22 protein-coding genes are annotated in these 19009 nt (G+C 64.4%); 9 read left to right on the top strand and 13 right to left on the bottom strand.

From position 1 onward, the window contains the following. Positions 1–9 precede the first annotated feature (9 nt). Positions 10–1494, bottom strand: coding sequence for a sensor domain-containing diguanylate cyclase (locus tag NCR39_RS03910; RefSeq protein ID WP_250450829.1), 1485 nt, complete (start codon positions 1492–1494; stop codon positions 10–12). A gap of 292 nt (positions 1495–1786) precedes the next feature. Here NCR39_RS03910 and NCR39_RS03905 point away from each other — a divergent pair, with 292 nt between their 5' ends. From NCR39_RS03905 to NCR39_RS03880, 6 genes are all read left to right on the top strand, one after another. Next, positions 1787–2290, top strand: coding sequence for a YbhB/YbcL family Raf kinase inhibitor-like protein (locus NCR39_RS03905; protein ID WP_250450827.1), 504 nt, complete (start codon positions 1787–1789; stop codon positions 2288–2290). 113 nt (positions 2291–2403) lie between these two features. Then, a complete protein-coding gene (locus NCR39_RS03900; protein WP_250450825.1) occupies positions 2404–3774 on the top strand; it encodes an MFS transporter in 1371 nt (456 codons plus the stop codon). 143 nt (positions 3775–3917) lie between these two features. After that, on the top strand, positions 3918–4469 hold the full coding sequence (locus tag NCR39_RS03895) for a type 1 glutamine amidotransferase domain-containing protein (RefSeq protein ID WP_250450823.1): 552 nt from the start codon (positions 3918–3920) through the stop codon (positions 4467–4469). 41 nt (positions 4470–4510) lie between these two features. After that, a complete protein-coding gene (locus NCR39_RS03890) occupies positions 4511–5062 on the top strand; it encodes a DUF4142 domain-containing protein (protein WP_250450822.1) in 552 nt (183 codons plus the stop codon). Beyond that, positions 5059–5433, top strand: coding sequence for a DUF1488 family protein (locus NCR39_RS03885; protein WP_250450821.1), 375 nt, complete (start codon positions 5059–5061; stop codon positions 5431–5433). Before NCR39_RS03890 ends, NCR39_RS03885 begins: the two co-directional genes overlap by 4 nt. 82 nt (positions 5434–5515) lie before the next feature. Then, positions 5516–6094: a glycine zipper 2TM domain-containing protein gene (locus NCR39_RS03880; protein ID WP_250450820.1), complete on the top strand. Its 579-nt coding sequence runs from the start codon at positions 5516–5518 to the stop codon at positions 6092–6094. 62 nt (positions 6095–6156) lie between these two features. Here NCR39_RS03880 and NCR39_RS03875 read toward each other — a convergent pair whose 3' ends face one another. Then, positions 6157–6396, bottom strand: a complete 240-nt coding sequence (locus tag NCR39_RS03875; protein ID WP_250450819.1) for a hypothetical protein — start codon at positions 6394–6396, stop codon at positions 6157–6159. Positions 6397–6587: 191 nt separating this feature from the next. On the opposite strand from NCR39_RS03875, the gene NCR39_RS03870 reads away from it, so the two are divergent. Continuing rightward, a complete protein-coding gene (locus tag NCR39_RS03870; protein WP_250450818.1) occupies positions 6588–7040 on the top strand; it encodes a PA2169 family four-helix-bundle protein in 453 nt (150 codons plus the stop codon). Between the two features lie 157 nt (positions 7041–7197). Here the strand turns inward: NCR39_RS03870 and NCR39_RS03865 are convergent, their stop codons facing one another. Both NCR39_RS03865 and NCR39_RS03860 read right to left on the bottom strand, forming a co-directional pair. Further along, positions 7198–7434, bottom strand: coding sequence for a hypothetical protein (locus NCR39_RS03865; protein WP_250450817.1), 237 nt, complete (start codon positions 7432–7434; stop codon positions 7198–7200). Between the two features lie 328 nt (positions 7435–7762). Then, positions 7763–8104, bottom strand: a complete 342-nt coding sequence (locus NCR39_RS03860) for a BON domain-containing protein (RefSeq protein ID WP_250450816.1) — start codon at positions 8102–8104, stop codon at positions 7763–7765. Between the two features lie 507 nt (positions 8105–8611). Here NCR39_RS03860 and NCR39_RS03855 point away from each other — a divergent pair. Continuing rightward, a complete protein-coding gene (locus tag NCR39_RS03855) occupies positions 8612–10099 on the top strand; it encodes an RNA polymerase factor sigma-54 (RefSeq protein ID WP_250450815.1) in 1488 nt (495 codons plus the stop codon). Between the two features lie 154 nt (positions 10100–10253). On the opposite strand, the gene NCR39_RS03850 is transcribed toward NCR39_RS03855, so the two are convergent. The 9 genes from NCR39_RS03850 to NCR39_RS03810 form a co-directional block, all read right to left on the bottom strand. Next, entirely contained in the window at positions 10254–11171 is a 918-nt protein-coding gene (locus NCR39_RS03850) for a YihY/virulence factor BrkB family protein (RefSeq protein ID WP_250450813.1), read from the bottom strand. A gap of 123 nt (positions 11172–11294) precedes the next feature. Next, a complete protein-coding gene (locus NCR39_RS03845) occupies positions 11295–11654 on the bottom strand; it encodes a chemotaxis protein (RefSeq protein ID WP_502800173.1) in 360 nt (119 codons plus the stop codon). Between the two features lie 122 nt (positions 11655–11776). Then, the gene (gene otsA, locus NCR39_RS03840; protein ID WP_250450809.1) at positions 11777–13225 is read right to left on the bottom strand and encodes an alpha,alpha-trehalose-phosphate synthase (UDP-forming); all 1449 of its coding nucleotides are present in this window, start codon (positions 13223–13225) and stop codon (positions 11777–11779) included. 193 nt (positions 13226–13418) lie between these two features. Continuing rightward, a complete protein-coding gene (locus NCR39_RS03835) occupies positions 13419–13655 on the bottom strand; it encodes a hypothetical protein (RefSeq protein ID WP_250451459.1) in 237 nt (78 codons plus the stop codon). A 248-nt stretch (positions 13656–13903) separates the two neighbouring features. After that, positions 13904–14104, bottom strand: coding sequence for a hypothetical protein (locus tag NCR39_RS03830; RefSeq protein WP_250450808.1), 201 nt, complete (start codon positions 14102–14104; stop codon positions 13904–13906). A gap of 210 nt (positions 14105–14314) precedes the next feature. Further along, positions 14315–15718 (bottom strand): sigma-54-dependent transcriptional regulator, encoded by a 1404-nt coding sequence (locus tag NCR39_RS03825; protein ID WP_250450806.1) that lies wholly within the window; start codon positions 15716–15718, stop codon positions 14315–14317. A 332-nt stretch (positions 15719–16050) separates the two neighbouring features. Next, positions 16051–16257: a hypothetical protein gene (locus tag NCR39_RS03820; protein ID WP_250450804.1), complete on the bottom strand. Its 207-nt coding sequence runs from the start codon at positions 16255–16257 to the stop codon at positions 16051–16053. Between the two features lie 65 nt (positions 16258–16322). Further along, positions 16323–16640 (bottom strand): ElaB/YgaM/YqjD family protein, encoded by a 318-nt coding sequence (locus tag NCR39_RS03815; RefSeq protein WP_250450802.1) that lies wholly within the window; start codon positions 16638–16640, stop codon positions 16323–16325. Between the two features lie 60 nt (positions 16641–16700). Further along, positions 16701–17075: a hypothetical protein gene (locus NCR39_RS03810; protein WP_250450801.1), complete on the bottom strand. Its 375-nt coding sequence runs from the start codon at positions 17073–17075 to the stop codon at positions 16701–16703. Positions 17076–17698: 623 nt separating this feature from the next. Between NCR39_RS03810 and NCR39_RS03805 the strand changes: the two genes are divergently transcribed. Further along, positions 17699–18766 carry a sigma-54 interaction domain-containing protein gene (locus NCR39_RS03805; protein ID WP_250450799.1) on the top strand — a complete coding sequence of 356 codons (1068 nt, stop codon included), beginning with the start codon at positions 17699–17701 and terminating at the stop codon, positions 18764–18766. Positions 18767–19009: the final 243 nt, after the last annotated feature.

The following is a 19009-nucleotide window of genomic DNA, read 5'->3' as shown; positions in this document are numbered from 1 at the left end:
CCGCTTTCGTCACTCCCCCTGCGCGCCCTGCGTGTATTGCGCGCGCTTTTCGACATACATCGCGGCATCGGCGCGTTGCAGCATGGCTTCGAGCCGCTCGCCTTCGCGCGATGTCGCCGCGCCCATCGCGAAGCTCAACGGCATGCCCGAGTAGAACTGATTGTTCACCTCCAGCAACTGGCGGATGCCGTCCATCACCGTTTCCGCGCCGCGTTCGTCGGTGCCGGGCAAGAGCAGCATGAACTCGTCGCCGCCGATGCGCGCCGCCTGAAACGGCTTCTCGACGGCCTTCGACAGCACCTCGCCCGCGCGCCGCAGGAGCGCATCGCCGGCGGCGTGGCCCAGTTGATCGTTGACGCTCTTCAGCCCGTTCACATCGACCGCGATCGCCGTCACCGGGAACGGCCCCTTGCGTTCGAGCCGATTGATTTCATCGATATAAAACGAGCGATTCTTCAGCTTGGTCAGCACGTCGTGCTTGCCGAGAAATTCCAGATACGCTTCGGCCTTCTTGCGCGCGGTGATGTCCGTGAGCGCGACGAGCACGAGATCCCAGCGCGCCTCGTGCCCCGGAAACACCGAGAATTGCAGATGCACATGCACTTCGCTTCCATCGAGCGAATAGTTGAGCACTTCGCGCTGATGAAAGAGCTTGTGTTCCCATAGATCGGCAAGCTGCTCCTGAAAGTGCTGCTGCATGTCGTCGCGAAAGACGTCCGGCAGACGCGCGAGCAGCGTCGCCTTGTCGGAGGCGGCGAACATGCGCAGCGTGTGCTCGTTGACGTCGAGGACGTGAATCTCCTGCATGCATCGCTCGACGAATTCGGGATGCACATTCACGAACGTCCGGAAGTCGACGATGCCCCGCTCGCGCACTTCGTCCAGCAGCATCTTCACGGAACTGAAGTCTTCGACCCACAGCGAGACCGGCGAATGCTCGAACAAGCCGCGCGCGTACAGTTCGCTCTGCGCGGCCTTGCGGCGCATGGTTTCGAGTTCGGTGATGTCTTCTATCGTGACGAGCACGCGGTTCCACGTGTCCTCGTGTCCCGGCAGCACGACGGCTTTCAGCAGCACGTCCAGCCGCCTGCCGTCGAGCGTGTAGTTGACCGTCTGGCTCACGAAGCGCAGCTTGCCGGACCAGAGCTGATCGAGTTCGTCGACGTGCGTGGTCAGCATGTCGTCGCGAAAGACGCGGGCGAGGTTCTGCACGAGATCGTCGATGTCCCGCGCGCCGAACAGCGTCAGCGTGCGCCGGTTCACCTTCACGACGCGAATCCGCGACGAGCATTCGGCAATGCGCGCCGCGTCTTCCGACAGAAACGCGCGCAGATCGGTGACGCCGGCGGCGCGCCACTGGTCCAGCCGCTCGCGCACGGCGCTGAAATCTTCGAGCCACAGGGAAACGGGCGCGAGGTCGAACATGTCGGCGTCGTCTTCGGGAAGCCTGGCCGGCGTGAATTGGCCGGCGGCGCGGCGCGGGTCGTTTGGCATCGTCATCCTCCCGGCTCGCGCCGGATTATTAGAACGTTTCCCCGGTCATTCTTACGGGCGCTCGTCTCATCTCATAATTGTAGCCCGCCATATTTCCCGCCTTTATTACGCCAGGCGATTCGATCTCCGGGCGCATGTCCGAATGAGGGGCGGATGCTACACTCGATCGGCTATCCGGCCTTATCGAGCATGGCCGCGCCTCGCGTCTCGCCGGGCACACTGGCTGCGCGACGTGCCGTGCATCGCCGCATTCCCCATCGCTCACTGAAGCTCACAAGGAGGCATGACTCTCATGGCTGATTTCCGCATCTGGTCCGACGAATTTCCGGCGAACGGCTTTCTCACCCGCGCGCAGGAATTCGATCAGCAAGCCTTCGGCGCATCCGGCGAAAACATCTCTCCCGCGCTTCAGTGGGAAGACCCGCCCGCCGACACGAAGAGCTTCGCGCTCACCGTCTACGATCCCGACGCGCCCACCGGCAGCGGCTTCTGGCACTGGATCGTCGTCAACATTCCGGCCGATGTCCGGTCGCTGCCGCGCAACGCGGGCAAGGCCGACGGCAGCCTGCTGCCCGCCGGCGCGCTGCAGCTTCGCAACGACTACGGCACGGTCGGCTTCGGCGGCGCGGCGCCTCCGCGCGGCGACAAGCCGCATCGCTATATCTTCCGCATTCATGCGCTCGAAGCCGAGAATCTGCCGCTCGATCCCAACACGACGAACGCCGTCGCGCGTTTCATGACGCATCTGAACGAGATCGATTCGGCGACTTACACGGGGCTTTACGAACTCAAGTGACATGGAGCGAACGCGGCCGCGTGAGTTTCGCGGCTGCGTCATCGAAAGAAGTCACAAGCGATTTGAAAACAGCGCGGCATACAATGCGCCGCCCGGCCACCCACAGCCCTCCGATGGATTCCGACCAAGGTCTTCCCCTTCCCCAACGTTATTGGGCGATTGCCGTCGTCGCGCTCGGCATCACGCTCGCGGTGCTCGACGGCGCCATCGCCAACGTCGCGCTGCCGACCATCGCGCGCAATCTCAACGCTTCCCCCGCCGATTCCATCTGGGTCGTCAACGCGTATCAGCTCGCGATCACCATTTCGCTGCTGCCGCTCGCCTCGCTCGGCGATCGCATCGGCTATCGGCGCGTGTACATGGGCGGGCTTGCGCTCTTCACGGTGTCGTCGCTGGCGTGCGCGCTGTCGGGCACGCTCGTCACGCTCACCATCGCGCGCGTCGTTCAGGGCTTCGGCGCGGCGGGCATCATGAGCGTGAACACGGCGATCGTCCGCATGATCTATCCGCACGATCAGCTCGGGCGCGGCGTGAGCATCAACGCGACCGTGGTGGCCATTTCGTCGGTGATCGGGCCGACTGTCGCCTCCGGTGTGCTGGCCGTCGCGCCGTGGCCGTGGCTCTTCGCGATCAACGTGCCCATCGGCATCGCCGCGCTCGCCATCGGAGCGAAGGCGCTGCCGCGCACGCCGGGGCATCGGCAACCGTACGACTACGTGAGCGCGGTGATGAACGCGCTCTTCTTCGGCATCGCGATCGTCGCCGTCGACGGGCTCGGGCACGGCGAGCATCGTCCGTATGTGATCGGCGAGTTCGTCGCGACGGCGGTCATCGGCTACTTCTTCGTGCGGCGGCAGCTCACGCAAAGCGCGCCGCTTCTGCCCGTCGACCTGCTGCGCATTCCGGTGTTCGCGCTGTCGATCGGCACGTCGGTCTGCTCGTTCTGCGCGCAAATGCTGGCGTTCGTCTCGCTGCCCTTTCTGCTGCAAAACGGCTTCGGCATGAGCCAGGTTGAAACCGGTTTTCTGATGACGCCGTGGCCGCTCGTCATCGTGTTCGTCGCGCCGGTCGCGGGCATACTCGCGGACCGCTATTCGGCGGGCTTGCTCGGCGGCGTCGGGCTCGCGGTGCTGTGCGTCGGCCTCGTGCTGCTCGCGACCGTGGGCGCCCATCCGGCGCCGGCCGACGTGGCGTGGCGCATGGCGATATGCGGCTTCGGCTTCGGGCTATTCCAATCGCCGAACAACCGGCAGATGCTGTCGTCCGCGCCACGTCATCGCAGCGGCGGCGCGAGCGGCATGCTCGGCACCGCGCGTCTTACCGGGCAGACGCTCGGCGCCGCGATCGTCGCGCTGATCTTCGGCGTCGAGCCGCAGCGCGGGCCGGTGATCGCGCTGGCGGTCGCGGCCGTGTTCGCGGCGGCGGCCGCTGTCGTCAGCATGCTGAGACTCACGGGCAAGCGTCGAGTCGAAACGGTTTCGTAGTACGACCTCTTCACCGCGATGGTCCGCAGCGGCCACCGCGCCTCCATTTGGGCACACACCTTGCTGCCGTTTCGAACGTCCATCCGCGCGCGACTCGCTCGCCGCGGACGTCCGAAACAAGCAATAAAAAGGAGGTGTATCCAATGGCAAGTTCCCTCAATGGCCGCAAGGTCGCGATCCTCGCCGTCGATGGTTTCGAGCAGGCTGAACTCGTCGAGCCGCAGCGCGCGCTGAAGGAAGCCGGCGCGCAGGTCGACGTCATCTCGCAGAAGCCGGGGCAGATTCAGGGCTTCAAACACGTCGACAAGGGCGATGCCGTCGCCGTCGATCGCACGCTCGACGAAGCCACCTCTGGCGAATACGACGCGGTCGTGCTGCCGGGCGGCGTGGTGAACGGCGACGCCATCCGGCTCGACGCCAAGGCGCAAGCCTTCGTGAAGGAAGCGAATCAGGCGAAGAAGCCCATCGCGGTGATCTGCCACGGCGGCTGGCTGCCGATCTCGGCGGGCATCATCGCGGGCCGCACGATCACGAGCTGGCCGAGCCTTCAGGACGACGTGCGCAACGCGGGCGGCACGTGGGTCGATCAGGAAGTGCAGATCGACGGCAATCTCATCACGAGCCGCAAGCCCGACGACCTGCCCGCGTTCAACAAGGCGCTGATCGACGCGCTCGGCAAGTCGCGCGCGGCCTGATCGCCAGATCCGACTCATTCGACCCCACCGGAGCCGAGCCGATGCCACGCGTTTCATCGTGCTTCATCGCCCTTGCGCTGACGGCTTCTGCCGCGCTCGCGCCCGCGCACGCCCAGACCCGGGACGGCGCGAGCAAGATGCAGACGCAGAAGCTCTCCACCGTCGATCAGCAGTTCATCCAGGACGCAGGCGCCGCGGGCGCGACGGAAATCGCCGCCAGCAAGCTCGCGCTCGCGCGTTCGGGCGACAAACAGGTGAAGGACTTCGCACAGCGAATGATCGCGGATCACACGGCGCTCGCGCGCAATCTCGATGTGATCGCGAAACGCCACGGCATCACGACGCCGCCGGCATCCGATTCGTCGGTCGTCGGCAGTCTGCAAAATCTTCAGGGAGCCGACTTCGACAAAGCCTATATTGAAAAGGTCGCGCTGGCGGGTCATCAGAAGGCCGTTGAGCTTTTCGCGAAGGAAAGCGAAAACGGCAACGATGCCGCGCTGAAGGCCGCCGCCGCGAAGGCGCTGCCGGTCATCCGTCACCACTACGAGATGGCGCAGCAACTCGGCAACGCTTCGCCGAAGGCCGCGCCATGAACGCCCCGCATTTCATCGAACGCGCCGACGGCCTGCCCGTTCGCGCGCCCGCCGGTCCCAGGCCGGCTTATGAGGACTCGACCATGCACATCACGTTTTCGGAAGAACGCCCCGTGTTCGACGGCGACGACCTCGCGATTCATTTCACCGCGCTCGTCGACGGCGAGCCGGTCGTCTGCTCGATCAGCGCCGAGGCGCTCGAAGACCACTTCGGCGCGCCATCCCCGCGCGAGGAAGACTTGATGCCCGCGTTCGAAGGCGGCGCGGCGCGCATCCGCGCGGTATGCGCCGAAGCGCTCGACGACAACGGCGGCCAGCCGGTCGTGCTGCGCAGCGGCCTCTTCCGCGTCGCGGGACTGGAGCCCGAATGATCGCGGCCGCTCATCGAACCGCGCGCGCTCCGAGGCGCGTGCTGGCCGATTCCACGCAACCCATCACTCAGAAGGAGGGAACATGTCCCTGATCATCGCTGGCCGATTCGAGACCTTTCCCGCCGCCGAAGCAGCCGCGCAGCGGCTTTTCGCGAACGGCTTCGTGGAAGAAGACGTGACGCTCTTCTTCGTCAACCCGAGCGGCCAGCACGCGCGCTTTCCGATTGGCGGCGACGTGTCCACCGATAAAGGCGCGGGCGCCGCGCCGAAAGGCGCCGGCAAGGGCGTGACGATCGGCGCGGTCGTGGGCGCGATCATCGGCGCGGCGATCTTCGCCGTCTTCAAGGCGCCGCTCTTCGTGTCGGTGGTCGCGGCGGGCGTCGGCGCGTATATCGGCTCGCTTGCAGGCGCGATGTCGCATACGAAGAAGAAGCCCAACGCCGCGCCCATGCAGGCCGAGGAACCGACGCGCCATTCCGGCGTGCTGGTGGCCGTGCACGTGTCGCCGGAAACGCATGACAGGGCTGCGTCGATTTTGCAGGAAGCAGGCGGAATGGAGATCGAGCGTGCGTCGGGCCGCTGGAAGCAAGGCCGCTGGAGCGACTTCGATCCTTTGAAGCCGCCGCAACCGGTGAAGGAATTCGCGCAACCGCGCGCGTGAAGCAAGTGTTCCTGATGCGCCCCGGAGGTTCGACGTCCGGGGCGTTTTTCATTCGGTTCGCGTCAAACCCACGGACGTGCGTTGCGATCCTTTTTCGTGTCGGTGCGGACGTCGCATCCGGCGGGCAGGATCTTCGCCTTGTTACCGGCCGCGCCGGTCGGCTCGCACATGTGCGGATAGCTGGCTTGCGACGCCACGGGCGTTTCGATCGCCCGTTCGCGCACATGCAGCGTGACCGCCGACGCGACGATCGCCACCAATAGTAGAAATTCGCGATTCGCGAGCGCGTTGAATCTTTTCATCGGCTTCTCCTGTTGCCTTGTCGTTGCGTCGTCCTGCGTGGGACGAACGTCGGAATGCGCGACCATCAAGCAAACGACGTGCCGCTCGCCATCGACCCTTTCCGGGCACGCTGCGTGCAAGGGCTAAATGCAGCGCATCCCGCAAGGGACGCAGCGCTCAAAGCCAATTCGCCAACAAAGGAGGTATCCCTATGAGCACGAACGTCGTATCGGTACTCAATGATCTCATCGAAACCTCGAAGGACGGAGAGAAGGGTTTCCTCAAGGCCGCCGAAGACACGCGTGATCCGAGCCTCAAGCTCCTGTTCCAGAACCGCGCCGAAGCATGCTCGCAAGGCGCGATCGAGTTGCAGGGCCTGGTTCAGCGTCTGGGCGGCAAGCCGGAAACGGGCGGCTCCGTCGCGGGCGCGCTGCATCGCGGCTGGGTCGACGTGAAGTCGGCAGTGAGCGGCCACAGCGACCACGCGATCCTCGCCGAATGCGAGCGCGGTGAAGACGCCGCGAAGAAGAACTATCGCGAGGCGCTCGAAAAGGACCTGCCGGCCGATGTGCGCGCGATCGTCGAGCGTCAGTATCAGGGCGTGATCGAGAACCACGATCGCATCCGCGACCTGCGCGATCAGTACGCGGCCACGAAGTCGTAATGCGCTTCGCCGCATAGCTACACGATGCACGCATCATCGCCGCCTTCGGGCGGCGATTTTTTTCGCACGACGATGCGACGATGCGACTACACGCATCGCCGCAAAACGAAACGGCCACTTGCGTGGCCGTTTCGTCGAGCGCGGATGCAGCCGATGATTACTGCGGCTGTCCCTTGTCGTTGGTGCCGAGCGAGGAAGCTGCCGCAGCCGCCGACGCGCCCTTCAGCTTGTGCGCCTTGTTCTGCTGATGCAGCGTCGTGCCCTTGCTTTTCTTTGCGTGAGCGCCGGATGCCGGGGCTGCCATGCCCGCCGTATCCGATGCCGCCTGTGCGAACGCCGTCGTCGAGAATGCGAGAGCCAGCGCGCCGATCAATGCCATCTTTTTCGTCTTCATGAAGAGCTCCTTTTGCCGGGGCCTTCGAGCGCCGCATGCACGACGCTTCGTGAGCCACCTGTGAGTAACGACCTGAACCGGCCGTCCTTCGTTTTTAGGGTTTCAAACATGCTGCGAGGTGATGCACGTGCCGTGTGAAACAAGCGAAGCAGGCGAAGCGAACAAACAAGCGGCATGAAGCGCCGCCCGATGTGCGAACCCGCGCTGAAAGGCCCGATGTCTCGTGCGACGACGAATCATCGAACCCCGCGCGGGTTCCGGTACTGCGGTTTCGAGCCCGGCCCGCATCAAGCGCGCCGGGCATACGAACTATGCCATTACTTCCGTCTTACTTGGCAGCAATTTTGAGATGGTTCTTCACGGATGCAACACCCGACACTTCCTTCACCACTTCTTCCGCGGCGGTCTTGTCTTCAGCCGACGGCACGGTGCCGGTCAGCGAGACGACGCCGCGACGCGTCTTTACGTGGATGTGCGTCGACTTGACGTTCTTGGCGCTCAGCAGTTCGGCCTTGACCTTCGTCGTCACGGCGCTGTCATCGACCTTCTGGCCGACGGACGTGTCCGAAGCACCCGAGGACGACGTCGAGTTGATCTGCGCGTTCACGTTCAGCGCGAACACGACACATGCGATACCGCCGGCTGCCTTGAGGAATTGAGTCGTCTTCATAGTGATACTCCTTGTTCTCGGTTTTAGTCTTGCGCGCCCCTGTCACGCTGACGTGCCCGCATGCTCGCGTCTTGCCGAGCACACGCACGAGGCGCCCCGCTTCTTCGTGATGATCGTTGTTGCCTCGATAGCGTCCGCGCGTCGCCGCGCCGATCGCATGAACGGTACCGCAACTTGCGTGCCGGGTCCGGATCGGATGGCTCGCGTGTGCGACCGAACATCGGCGCGACGCCTTGAACCGCCGACGCGCGAAGCCCAGGCGACAAATCATGAACAGGCGGGCGCGCGCTGTCAAAAGCCCGTCGAACGGGCCGCGCGGCGGGCCGTCCTTTTGTCTGAGGCCGTGTAAAAACTGCGTGAAAGCGGGGCGCCGCACAGTTCGAACGAACGCTCGCCAGAACCAAAAACGTATGCGAAGCATGACCTTAGCGACGCATGGCACGGTGGTTGCTTTTGCTGATCGACGAACATATCGATCACGAACGAATACTCGAGGATTAGCCAGCAATGCCGCCTTCACTCGAACTCCGCACCAAGCAAAGCCTGGCCCTGACGCCGCGTCTGCAACAGTCGGTCCGCCTTCTGCAACTTTCGTCGCTGGAATTCCAGCAGGAGTTGCGCAACGCGCTCGACACGAATCCTTTCCTCGAATACGACGAATCGCAGACCGAGGACAACGCCCTCGGCGCGGACAACGGCAATTCGATGAGCGAAGCATCGCTCTCGACTTCCACCGAGAGCACGGCCGAAGCGCCGCTCTCGGCTGAATCCAGCATGGACGGCGACTCCGGCGCCGATTCCGGTTCGCGCGACGACTCCATGAGCGAGTTCTCGTCCGATCCGTTCGGCCGCAGCGCATCGCGCAACAACGGCGACGGCGAAGGCTCCGATCCCGCCGACTGGGTGCGCATCGAACCGTCGCTGCATGAAACGCTCCACGACACGCTGCGCATGTATCAGCTCAACGAGCGCGATCGCGCGGTCGCGCAACTGATCATCGAAGCGCTCGACGACGACGGCTATCTGCGCCAGGAACTGAGCGAACTGGCGGACGTCGTCGATATCGAGCCGGCCATCAGCGAAGACGAACTCAGCATCGCGCTGAAGCTCGTGCAGTCGCTCGACAAGCCGGGCGTCGGCGCGCGCAATCTGTCCGAATGCCTGACGCTTCAGCTCGACGCGCTGCCGCACGACACGCCGGGCCGCGAAGTGGCGCGCGAAATCGTCGTGCATCATCTCGAACGGCTCGCGCGCCGCGAGCAGGCCGAACTGCAGAAGAAGATCGGCTGCAGCGCGGAAGAACTGCGCATTGCGTGCGCGCTCGTGCGCCGTCTCGATCCGAAGCCGGGCGAGAACTACGGCCAGAGCGAGGACAACTACGTGGTGCCGGACGTCATCGTGCGTCAGGTCAAGAAGCAATGGGTCGTGACGATCAATCCGGCGGTGCTGCCGCGCGCGCGGATTCATCGCATGTATGCGGAGCTTTTCGCGCAATCGGCCGGCGCGAGCCGTTCGCCGCTCGCGCAGCAGTTGCAGGAAGCGCGCTGGCTCATTCGCAACGCACAGCAGCGCTTCACGACGATCCAGCGCGTGGCCGAATGCATCGTCTCGCATCAGAAGGCGTTCTTCGATTACGGCGAAATCGCGCTGAAGCCGCTCGTTCTGCGCGATGTCGCCGACGAACTCGGCCTGCACGAATCGACCATCTCGCGCGCCACGGGCAACAAGTACATGGCCACGCCGCGCGGCATCTTCGAATTCAAGCACTTCTTCCCGCGCGAATTGTCGACCGAAAGCGGCGGCACGTGCTCGGCCGCCGCCGTGCGCGCGCTCCTGAAGGAAATGATCTCGAAGGAAAACACGCGCGATCCGCTCTCCGACGTGAGCCTCGCGAAGATGCTCGCCGATCAGGGCGTGATCGTCGCGCGCCGCACGGTGGCGAAGTATCGGCATTTGATGAAGGTGCCGCCGGCGGAACTGCGCCGCCAGGCATGAAGCACCGCTAACGGTTTTGCGCTCCCGGCGCTCGAGCGACGACCCGGTCAAAGCGAGTCGCATGAGTGGAATCAAGGGAGCGTAGCTGTCGGGCCGCCTTTCGTGGGCGGCCTTTTTTTCGCCCGCGCTTCTCGTGCCTTTTCCGTGCGCGTTTCTAGCGCCAGCCGGACTCGCGATGCGTGCGCTTGCGCGCCGCCGTCGCCGACAGTTCCGCGCCCAGCAGAAACACCGCCGCCGAGTAATAGAGCCACATGAGGATGATCGCGAGCGATCCCGCCGCGCCGAACATGTTCGCCGTGCCCGCGTGCTGCAGGTAGAACGCGAAGAGCCGCTTGCCGCATTCGAACAGCATCGCGGCGGCGGTGGCGCCGAGCGCGGCGTCGCGCCAGCGCATGCGCGTCGTCGGCAGGAACTTGAGCAGGACGGTGAACGCGAGCATCAGCATGGCGAGCGAGATCGCGCGGCGCGTCACCGTCGATAGCACGACGAACGGATTGCCGTCGCCGAATGCCCAGTGGCCGAGCACTTCGACGAGCGCATCGAGCACGAGGAGCGCCACCACCAGCAACCCCGCGCCCACCACGAGCAGGAACGACATCAGCCGCACGCGCAGAAGCGCGAAGATGCTCGCGCGCGTGCCGACGGCGGGCGTCGGCCAGATCACGTTTAGCGCGCTATGCAGCGACGAAAAGGTCGCCGACGCGCCGATCAGCACGCCCGCGATCGACAGCACGGCCGTGCGCCGCGCCATGTCGGCGTGCCACGCGTTTGCGACGATCGCTTCGAGCGTGTGCGCCGCATCCGCGCCCACGACGCCGCTGATTTCGGCGAAGAGCCGGCCCTGCACGGCATCGGCGCCGAAGAAAATGCTCGCCACCGAAATGACGATGACAAGCGTCGGCGCGAGCGAAAACGCGGCGAAGAACGAGATCGCCGCCGAGAACATGAGGCAGTGGTCCTGAACCCATTGCGTGACGGGATCGGCGAGCCACGACAGCCACCCGAACCGCGACGTGCGGCCTTCGGCGAGCGGAGCGGACGGATTGGGGACTTGGGGGACTTCGCGGTTCATCGGCGAGTGCGAAACCAGTTTGAAGCGTCAAGCGCCGATGTTAGCCTCCCCGCGCGCGATGCGTGTAAAAAAGGCGCGGGCGGAAAGTCCGCGCGCGCCTTCGGGTCTTGCTGGAAGCGGCGTTCAGATGCGTTCGTCGTCGTCGTCGGCCGGATCGGCGCCTTCGTCGCTCAGCGACTCCACGTCCTCGTCTTCCACTTCGTCCGGCAGGATGTCGCCGTCGACCGCGAGATTGTTGTCGCCGTCGGCGGATGCGTCTTCGCCCGTGCCGAAGCGGTCGGTATCGCTCGCGAGCTGCGCGTCCGACAAGCCGAGCGCGTGGCCGTCGAGTTCGTCCTCGATATCGGCCGGACGGCGCATTTCGCCTTGCACGTCCGATCCGCTATCCGACGAATCGCTCGGACCGAGCGCGCCCGTGCCGTGACCCTTGCCCCATTCCGTGCCGCCTTCATCCGGCGGATTCAGTGTGCTTCCCGTCATGATGACCTCCTTCGATTGTGTCGATGACAGGATCGCAAGTCCCGTTCCGCATGCGATTCGCCATGAAAAAACCCCGCGCTCGTGCGAGACGCGGGGCTTTCGTGCGCGATGCGACGTCGCGCGGTTCAGGCCTTCGCCGCGTTCTTCGCTTCGGCCGCGCCCTGCTTCACCGTGTTGACCGTCTTCGCCGTCACCGACGTGGCCGTCGCGACGCTGCGCAGATCGGACAGGAACGAATCGCGCCACACGGAGAGATTGTTCTCGCGCAGCGGCGCCATCATGTCGGCGTGGCGCGCCTGGCGCTCGGCGAGCGGCATCGACAATGCGCGCTCCAGCGCCTCGGACATCTGCGACAGATCGAACGGATTGACGACGAGCGCGCCCGGCAACTGATCCGCCGCGCCCGCGAACTGCGACAGCACGAGCGCGCCCGGATCTTCCGGATCCTGCGATGCGACGTACTCCTTCGCGACGAGATTCATGCCGTCGCGCAACGGCGTCACGTAGCCGACCTGCGAGAGACGGAACAGCGCCATCAGCAGATTGCGCTCGTACTTCCGGTTGAGATATTGAATCGGCGTCCAGTCGAGCTGCGCGAAACGCCCGTTGATGCGCCCCGCTTCGCCTTCCAGATTCTGGCGAATGCGCTGGTACGTCTGCACGTCCGCGCGCGTCGGCGGCGCGATCTGCACGAGCGACACGCGCCCATGCCAGCCGGGCGCATTCAGCAGCAGGCGCTCGAACGCCTGGAAGCGCTCGACGAGACCCTTCGAATAATCGAGGCGATCCACGCTCATGATGAGCTTGCGGCCGCGCATGCTGTCGCGCAGGCTCTTGACCTGCTTGCGCGTCGAGAACTGCGCGGCGGCCTTCGCGATCGCGTCGGGATAGATGCCGATCGGATACGCGCCGACCTTGAGCATCCGGCCGAATGCCTGCAGCATGCCGTCGTCGCTGAAATGGCCGCGTCCGCTGCGCTCGACGTAATCGACGAACGACTGCTTGTCGCTGTCCGTCTGGAAGCCGACGACGTCGTACTGGCACATCGCCGCCATCAGTTCCTCGTGCGGCGGCACGGTGCGCATGACTTCCGGCACCGGAAACGGAATATGCAGGAAGAAGCCGATGGGATTCGTCACGCCGATTTTGCGCAGCTCCTGCGCGAACGGCAGCATGTGGTAGTCGTGTACCCAGATGATGTCGTCCGGCTGAAGCAGCGTCTTCAGCTTCGCGGCCAGCGTCGCGTTGACGCGCATGTAGCCCGCGTATTCCTCGCGATCGAAGCGCGAGAGGTCGTTGCGATAGTGGAAGGTCGGCCACAGCGTCGCGTTCGAGAAGCCGCGATAGTACTGGTCGTAGTCGCGCCGCGTGAGGCCGACGGTCGCATAGGTCACATTGCCGTTCTTTTCGACGACCGGCGCGGCCGATTCGCCGACGATCTCGCCGCTCCAGCCGAACCACACGCCGCCCGTTTCCTTGAGCGCATCCAACACGCCGATAGCGAGACCGCCCGCGCTGGGCTTGCCCTCCTGCACCGGCGCGACGCGATTCGATACCACGATCAATCTGCTCATTACAGGCTCACCTCTTCAGTTGTCGTTGCATGCCCGAATGGACGGCATCAAGTCATGCAAGTCTTATGCCGTTTTGCGCACATTCCCGGTGAAAAATTCGTATCCAGATGTTACGGACGAGCGAAAGCACGCGCCAAACCGCTGGCGCGTCGAACTTTTCGTCGGTGTCGGTGCGCCGCGCGATCGCGGCAAGTCACGCGTCCTGCTCGGAACCGAGGTCGCGCTGATAGTCGATGCCCTCGCGGCGCACGCCGCCCTGGTTGTGTTCGCCATCGGGCGGAGCGCCAGGCGCGGGGCGGTTCTGGCCGGCGGGGTCGTGATCGGCGGGGGGCGAAGAGGCGTTCTGGGCCGTGCCGTTTTTGGCGGCTTCGGCGCGTGCTTCGCGTTTAGAAGAGTGACGCGCGGAGCGTCGAAGTGCGGGATGCCTCATGGTGCCTCCAGAAAGAAGGCCGTCGTGTATGGACCTCGGCGGCGTCAGACCGATGCGCGGTTCGCCGCCGTTTCCGGGCTTCGAATTCGCGCGTTCTTGGGAAAAAAGGACCGGCAATGACACACGGAAACCGGTCATTCTTGCGGCATTCGTTGTAATCCCTACCTTCGGGATGGAAACTTATTCAAGCCTTGCACGAATTCGGTGAATCGGTCCGGAAGACACCGCCGATGCGTCCGACATGCCGCTCAAGCCACCGGCGGCGCGTCGTTCGGCCCGGGCGGCGGATCGCCGATGGGCTGCATCGGCTGCTCGGGCGGATCGCGCGTCGGGTCCGGGTTCGTGTCGGGCGGAATCGGATTCGGCGGCGGCTGATCGGGCGGCGTCACCGGCGGGTCCGGCGGCTGCGGCGTCTGCGCACTGATGGGCGCGCGGGCGGAATCGGTCATGTCGGGCTCCTTGCGGTCTTGTGATCGTGATTGCATCCCGGCTAGGTCGGAAGGATGCGCTCATTCTCACGCAAGGTCTGTTCCCCAATTTCCGCGATTCCAGTCGCGTCCATGGACCCCATTATGGTGGGTCAAAGCGCGCCTGCCAACAAAAACGCCCGCGCTTTTTGCAAGCAACGGGCGTTGTTTTCGTGTGAAGATAACCGACGTTCAGAGATTTTCGCCGTCTGCGTCGTTCGGATCGCCACCCTCGCCGACGGCCGCCTTGTTCGCATCCTCGCCGTATTCCACGAGCCGGTTATAGAGCGTCTTCAGGCTGATGCCCAGGATTTCCGCCGCGCGCGTCTTCACGCCGCCGCACTGCTCGAGCGTCGCGAGAATCAGCTGCCGATCCGCCTGCGCGAGCGACGTGCCGAACGGAATCGTCACCGCCGTTCCCGCCGATGCCTTCGATAGCGAAATCTGCAGCGGCACGGTCGCCGTGCTGTCCGAATCCGACGCCGACATGATGTACGCGCGCTGCACGTAGTTCTTCAGCTCGCGCACGTTGCCGGGCCAGTTGTACGACGCGAGCATGTCGCGCACGGCCGGCGGGAAGTCCTTGCGCGTGTTGTAGCGCGAGTTCAGCTCGTCGAGGAACGCCTGCGCCAGCAGTTCGACGTCCTTGCCCCGCTCGCGCAACGGCGGCAGGTTGATCGGGAACACGTTCAGCCGGTGATACAGGTCGAGGCGCAGCTTGCCTTCGAGCACGGCCTGCTCCGGATCGCGGTTGGTCGCCGCGATCAGGCGCACGTCGGTTTCCAGTTCCTTCGTCGTGCCGACGCGCATGAACATGCCGGTTTCCAGCACGCGCAGCAGCTTCACCTGAAGCTCGATCGGCATTTCGGTGATTTCGTCGAGGAACAGCGTGCCGCCGTTCGCGCGTTCGAAATACCCCTTGTGCTGCCGATCCGCGCCCGTGAACGATCCGCGTTCGTGGCCGAACATTTCGGACTCGATCAGATTCGGCGAAATCGCCCCGCAGTTCACGGCGATGAACGAATGCTTGCGGCGTAGGCTCAGCTCGTGCAGCGTCTGCGCGGCGACTTCCTTGCCCGTGCCCGATTCGCCGATCAGCAGCACCGAAGCCGCCGTCGGCGCGACGCGGCCGACCTGGTCGTAGACCGTCTGCATCGCGGGCGAATTGCCGAGCATCAGGCCGAAGCGGCCCATGCGGCGCAACTCGCCGCGCAACGTGCCGATTTCCGCCTTCAGGTCGCCGGCGCGCGGCAGGCGCGAGAGGATGGCCTTCACGCGCTGCATGTTGATCGGCTTGACCAGATAGTCGGTCGCGCCCATCTTGAGCGCGCTCACGGCCGATTCCACGGTCGCGTGACCGGTGATCACGATCACTTCCACGCCGGAGCGCGGATCGAGATCCTCGAACAGGTCGACGCCCGTTCCGTCGGGCAGCTTGAGGTCCGTGAACACGACGTCCGGCGTCTGCCTCACAAGCTGAATGCGCGCCTCGCGCAAATCGCTGGCGGTGGCCGTCGTCAATCCATCTTCGCCGATGATCGCGGCTAGCGCCTCGCGGGTACTGGGATCGTCATCGACAATCAATACGTGTGGCATTGCGTCTCGAATTCTTCCAAAGCGTTTCAGGGTCACACGCTGCGCGGCAGCGTGGTCTTCTCCGGGCGACAAGGCGCCGTCCGGGCCGGTGCGTCTTGCGGCCGGGGATCATCGATCGAACCCGGCTGGAAGCGCTAAAAATAAAATAATTTCCGAAATTTCCGCACGCTTGGGGCGACCGCCGTAAGTTTTGCCATTTAGGCCACTTATAGCAGAGGTTTCTCAATTATAAGGGTTTATTAAGATAAAAACGCACGCCGGTAAAGGCGTGCGTCTGCTTCGGTGAATCATGCGATCGTCGGTTCGGAGCCGGACTGCGGCTCCGGCCGTCGTCAGCTTCGCGGGAAGTGCCACGCGTCGGGCGTGCCGCCGACGACGTAGCCGTTCATCGCCGAGCGCCGCCGCGACGACGAAACCGCGCGATTCGGATCGCGCCCGAAGCGGCGTCCGGCCGCGTCCTGCGACTGCATCCATTTCCACGCGAGCACGCTGCCGACAGCGAACAGCGCCCCGAAGACTCCAATCGAAGAACGTGCCATGGTGTTTTTTCTCCTGTCGTTGTCAATGATCGATGCCGCCAGGCGGCGGCGTAGTTAGCGCGCCTTTAGCGCTGAATCAGGAGCGCCAGCACGAATCCGGCGGCAGCCGCCATGCCCAGCGATTGCCACGGGTTCTCGCGCACATATTTCTCCGTGCAGTCGACGCCCGCGCGATAGCGGCTTTGCGCATTCGCCTGCGCGTCTTCGAGCGCGGCGCGCGCCGTATCGGTGTGCGTGCGCAAGCGCGAGCGCAACGCGTCGACGCCTTCGCCCGGCAGCGTCGCCGAAAGCCGCAGCAACTCTTCCGAGTCGTTCAGCAGCACCTTGATGTCTTCGATGATTTTCTGCTTGCCCAACGCAAGCTGGACAGTCGTTTGAGTCATGGAATCAGTCCTCCACATTGGGTTTGCCATTCGAGTTAGCCGATCGCCCTTGATTCGCCGTCATTGCGTCTTCGCGACCGTCACCGTCAACGGATCGCGCGATCCGTTCGCGGCGAGGCGCGCGCGCAGCCGGCGCACGATGCCGCTTGCCGTCAACGCGCCGCCCGCCGCGCCGAACACGAGGCTCGTCACGTTGGCCGCGCCTGCCAGCGCCGGCGTGCCTGCCGCGTAGGCGAGCACCGCGCACATCAGCGCCGTCACGAGCGCGACGGCCGCCCAGTGATAAATGTCGATCGCCTCGCCTGTCGCGAGTTCCTGCCGGTCGCCCGCCGCCCGTTCGCGGCCGCCCGTCGCAGGCGCCGTGCGAAGCCGGCTCGTGCTGGCGGGCGCACGGTAATCGCGCGCGGTTAAATCGATATCGAAGATGTCTTTCATGATGTGTTCGGCCTCTCGCACTGCCCTGCGGTCTTCAACGTTTTTTCGGGCATTCGAATAAGGATGAACACCGTGGAGCAGCATTCGTGCCATATCGCGCTCACGCGCCACGGTCGATCCCGCGGCATGAATCGCGGGTAAGTCTTACGCCGTCGGCTTGTAAATTCGCGGCGCATGCGGAGAACCTTTCCGGAAGCGCCGGACGCGGCGACAGGCAATCAGACAAATTGCCTCCGGGCGCTCAAGAGCGCATTGCCGCAATATCGCCGCGAATGGTTAAATAGCGTTTATGAGATAGAGTCGTCCGCGGCGATGCGCGATCGACGCGCCGCAACCGGCGTGCAATGCCGCGCCGCGCGAGACTCCGGACCGACGCATGGAGAGGGAATCGGCTCATCGCGATCGAGAGCACGACAGCAGCGCCAGCGCGCGATCGCTGATGCGGACGGTCGATACGCGCGTGCGTCATGCCACGCGCGATGAAGTCCACAGCACGATCGAGGCCCGGCCCGGCGTGCAACCGCGATCGAGCCTCTGCCCGCTTCGGCGGCGCTTCTCTTTCGATTGCTGCGAAGCGCCCTCCGACCAACCACATTCGCAGAACTCAGGAACCATCAGGACTTATGGCGTCAACCGATCTTGACCCGCCGCTCGTCGCAGGCGAAACACCCGCGCAGAAAAAGCGCACAGCGGGCGACGTGCCGGGTTTGAAGTCTTATGGACTGCTGTACGGCTCATCGCCCGTGATGCTGGAGTTGTATTCGCAGATCGAGCGCGTCGCCGGCACCGACGCGACGGCGCTCATCATCGGCGAATCGGGCACCGGCAAGGAACTCATCGCGCGGACCATCCACGATCAGAGCGGACGCAAGGACGCGCCGTTCATCGCGGTGAACTGCGGCGCGATTCCGGACAATCTGATCGAAGCCGAGCTTTTCGGCCACGAGAAAGGCAGCTTCACGGGCGCGGTGCAGGGTCGCGTCGGCTATTTCGAGCACGCCAATGGCGGCACGCTCTTTCTGGACGAAGTGACGGAAATGTCGCCGGTCCGACAAGTGAAGCTGCTGCGGGCGCTCGAAACCGGCACGTTCTTTCGCGTCGGCGGCAACGATCTCATCAGTTCGGACGTGCGCGTGATCGCTGCCACCAATCGCGATCCCGTCGTTGCCGTCAGGGAAAACGGGCTGCGCGAGGATCTGATGTATCGCCTCGCCGTGTTTCCGCTGCGCGCGCCGCCGTTGCGCGAGCGCGATTCGGACCGCGAATTTCTCGCGCAGCATTTCCTCTCTGAAATGAACGCGCAGGAAGGCACGAACAAGGCGTTCAGCAAGCGCGCGCTCGACGTGCTGCGCACCTATTCGTGGCCGGGCAACGTGCGCGAGCTAAAAAACACGGTCTATCGCGCGTTCATTCTCGCGGAGAAGACGGTGGAGATCGCGCATCCGCATCTCGCATCGCGCGTGAAGAAGCCGATCACTCAGGGCGACGCGATGAACGTCTGGGTCGGCACGCCGCTCGCCGACGCGCAAAAGCAGATCATCCTCGGCACGCTCAAGCATTGCGGCGGCGACAAGCGGCGCGCGGCGAAGGCGCTCGGCGTGAGCCTCAAGACGCTGTACAACCGGCTCGGCGCCTACGAGAACGAAGACACCGACGGCAGCGACAATTCGTCGTCGGCCAGCGAAAACTGATCGTCGGGCGATTCGGGAACGAATCGTCCGTTCAGTATTACAAGACGCGAAACGCGTTCCGCCCGCTTGCAATTTCTTGCAATTTTCCCGCACCTGTAATTAGAAGCATGCTTCAAAATGCGCGAAGCTCGCGGCCTGTCGCGCTCTCGAGCCTTGTGCGACAAGTCTCCGCGTTAAGTGGAAGGGAAAAATCGGCCGCGTTCGTTCGATCGCAGCGCCAATAAAAACGGCAGACGAAGGAAA

This window comes from Caballeronia sp. ATUFL_M2_KS44 (genome assembly GCF_023630965.1).
Lineage (GTDB): Bacteria > Pseudomonadota > Gammaproteobacteria > Burkholderiales > Burkholderiaceae > Caballeronia > Caballeronia concitans.
Note: the sequence above shows the minus strand (reverse complement) of the source record. Positions and strands in the feature narration are given on the sequence as shown.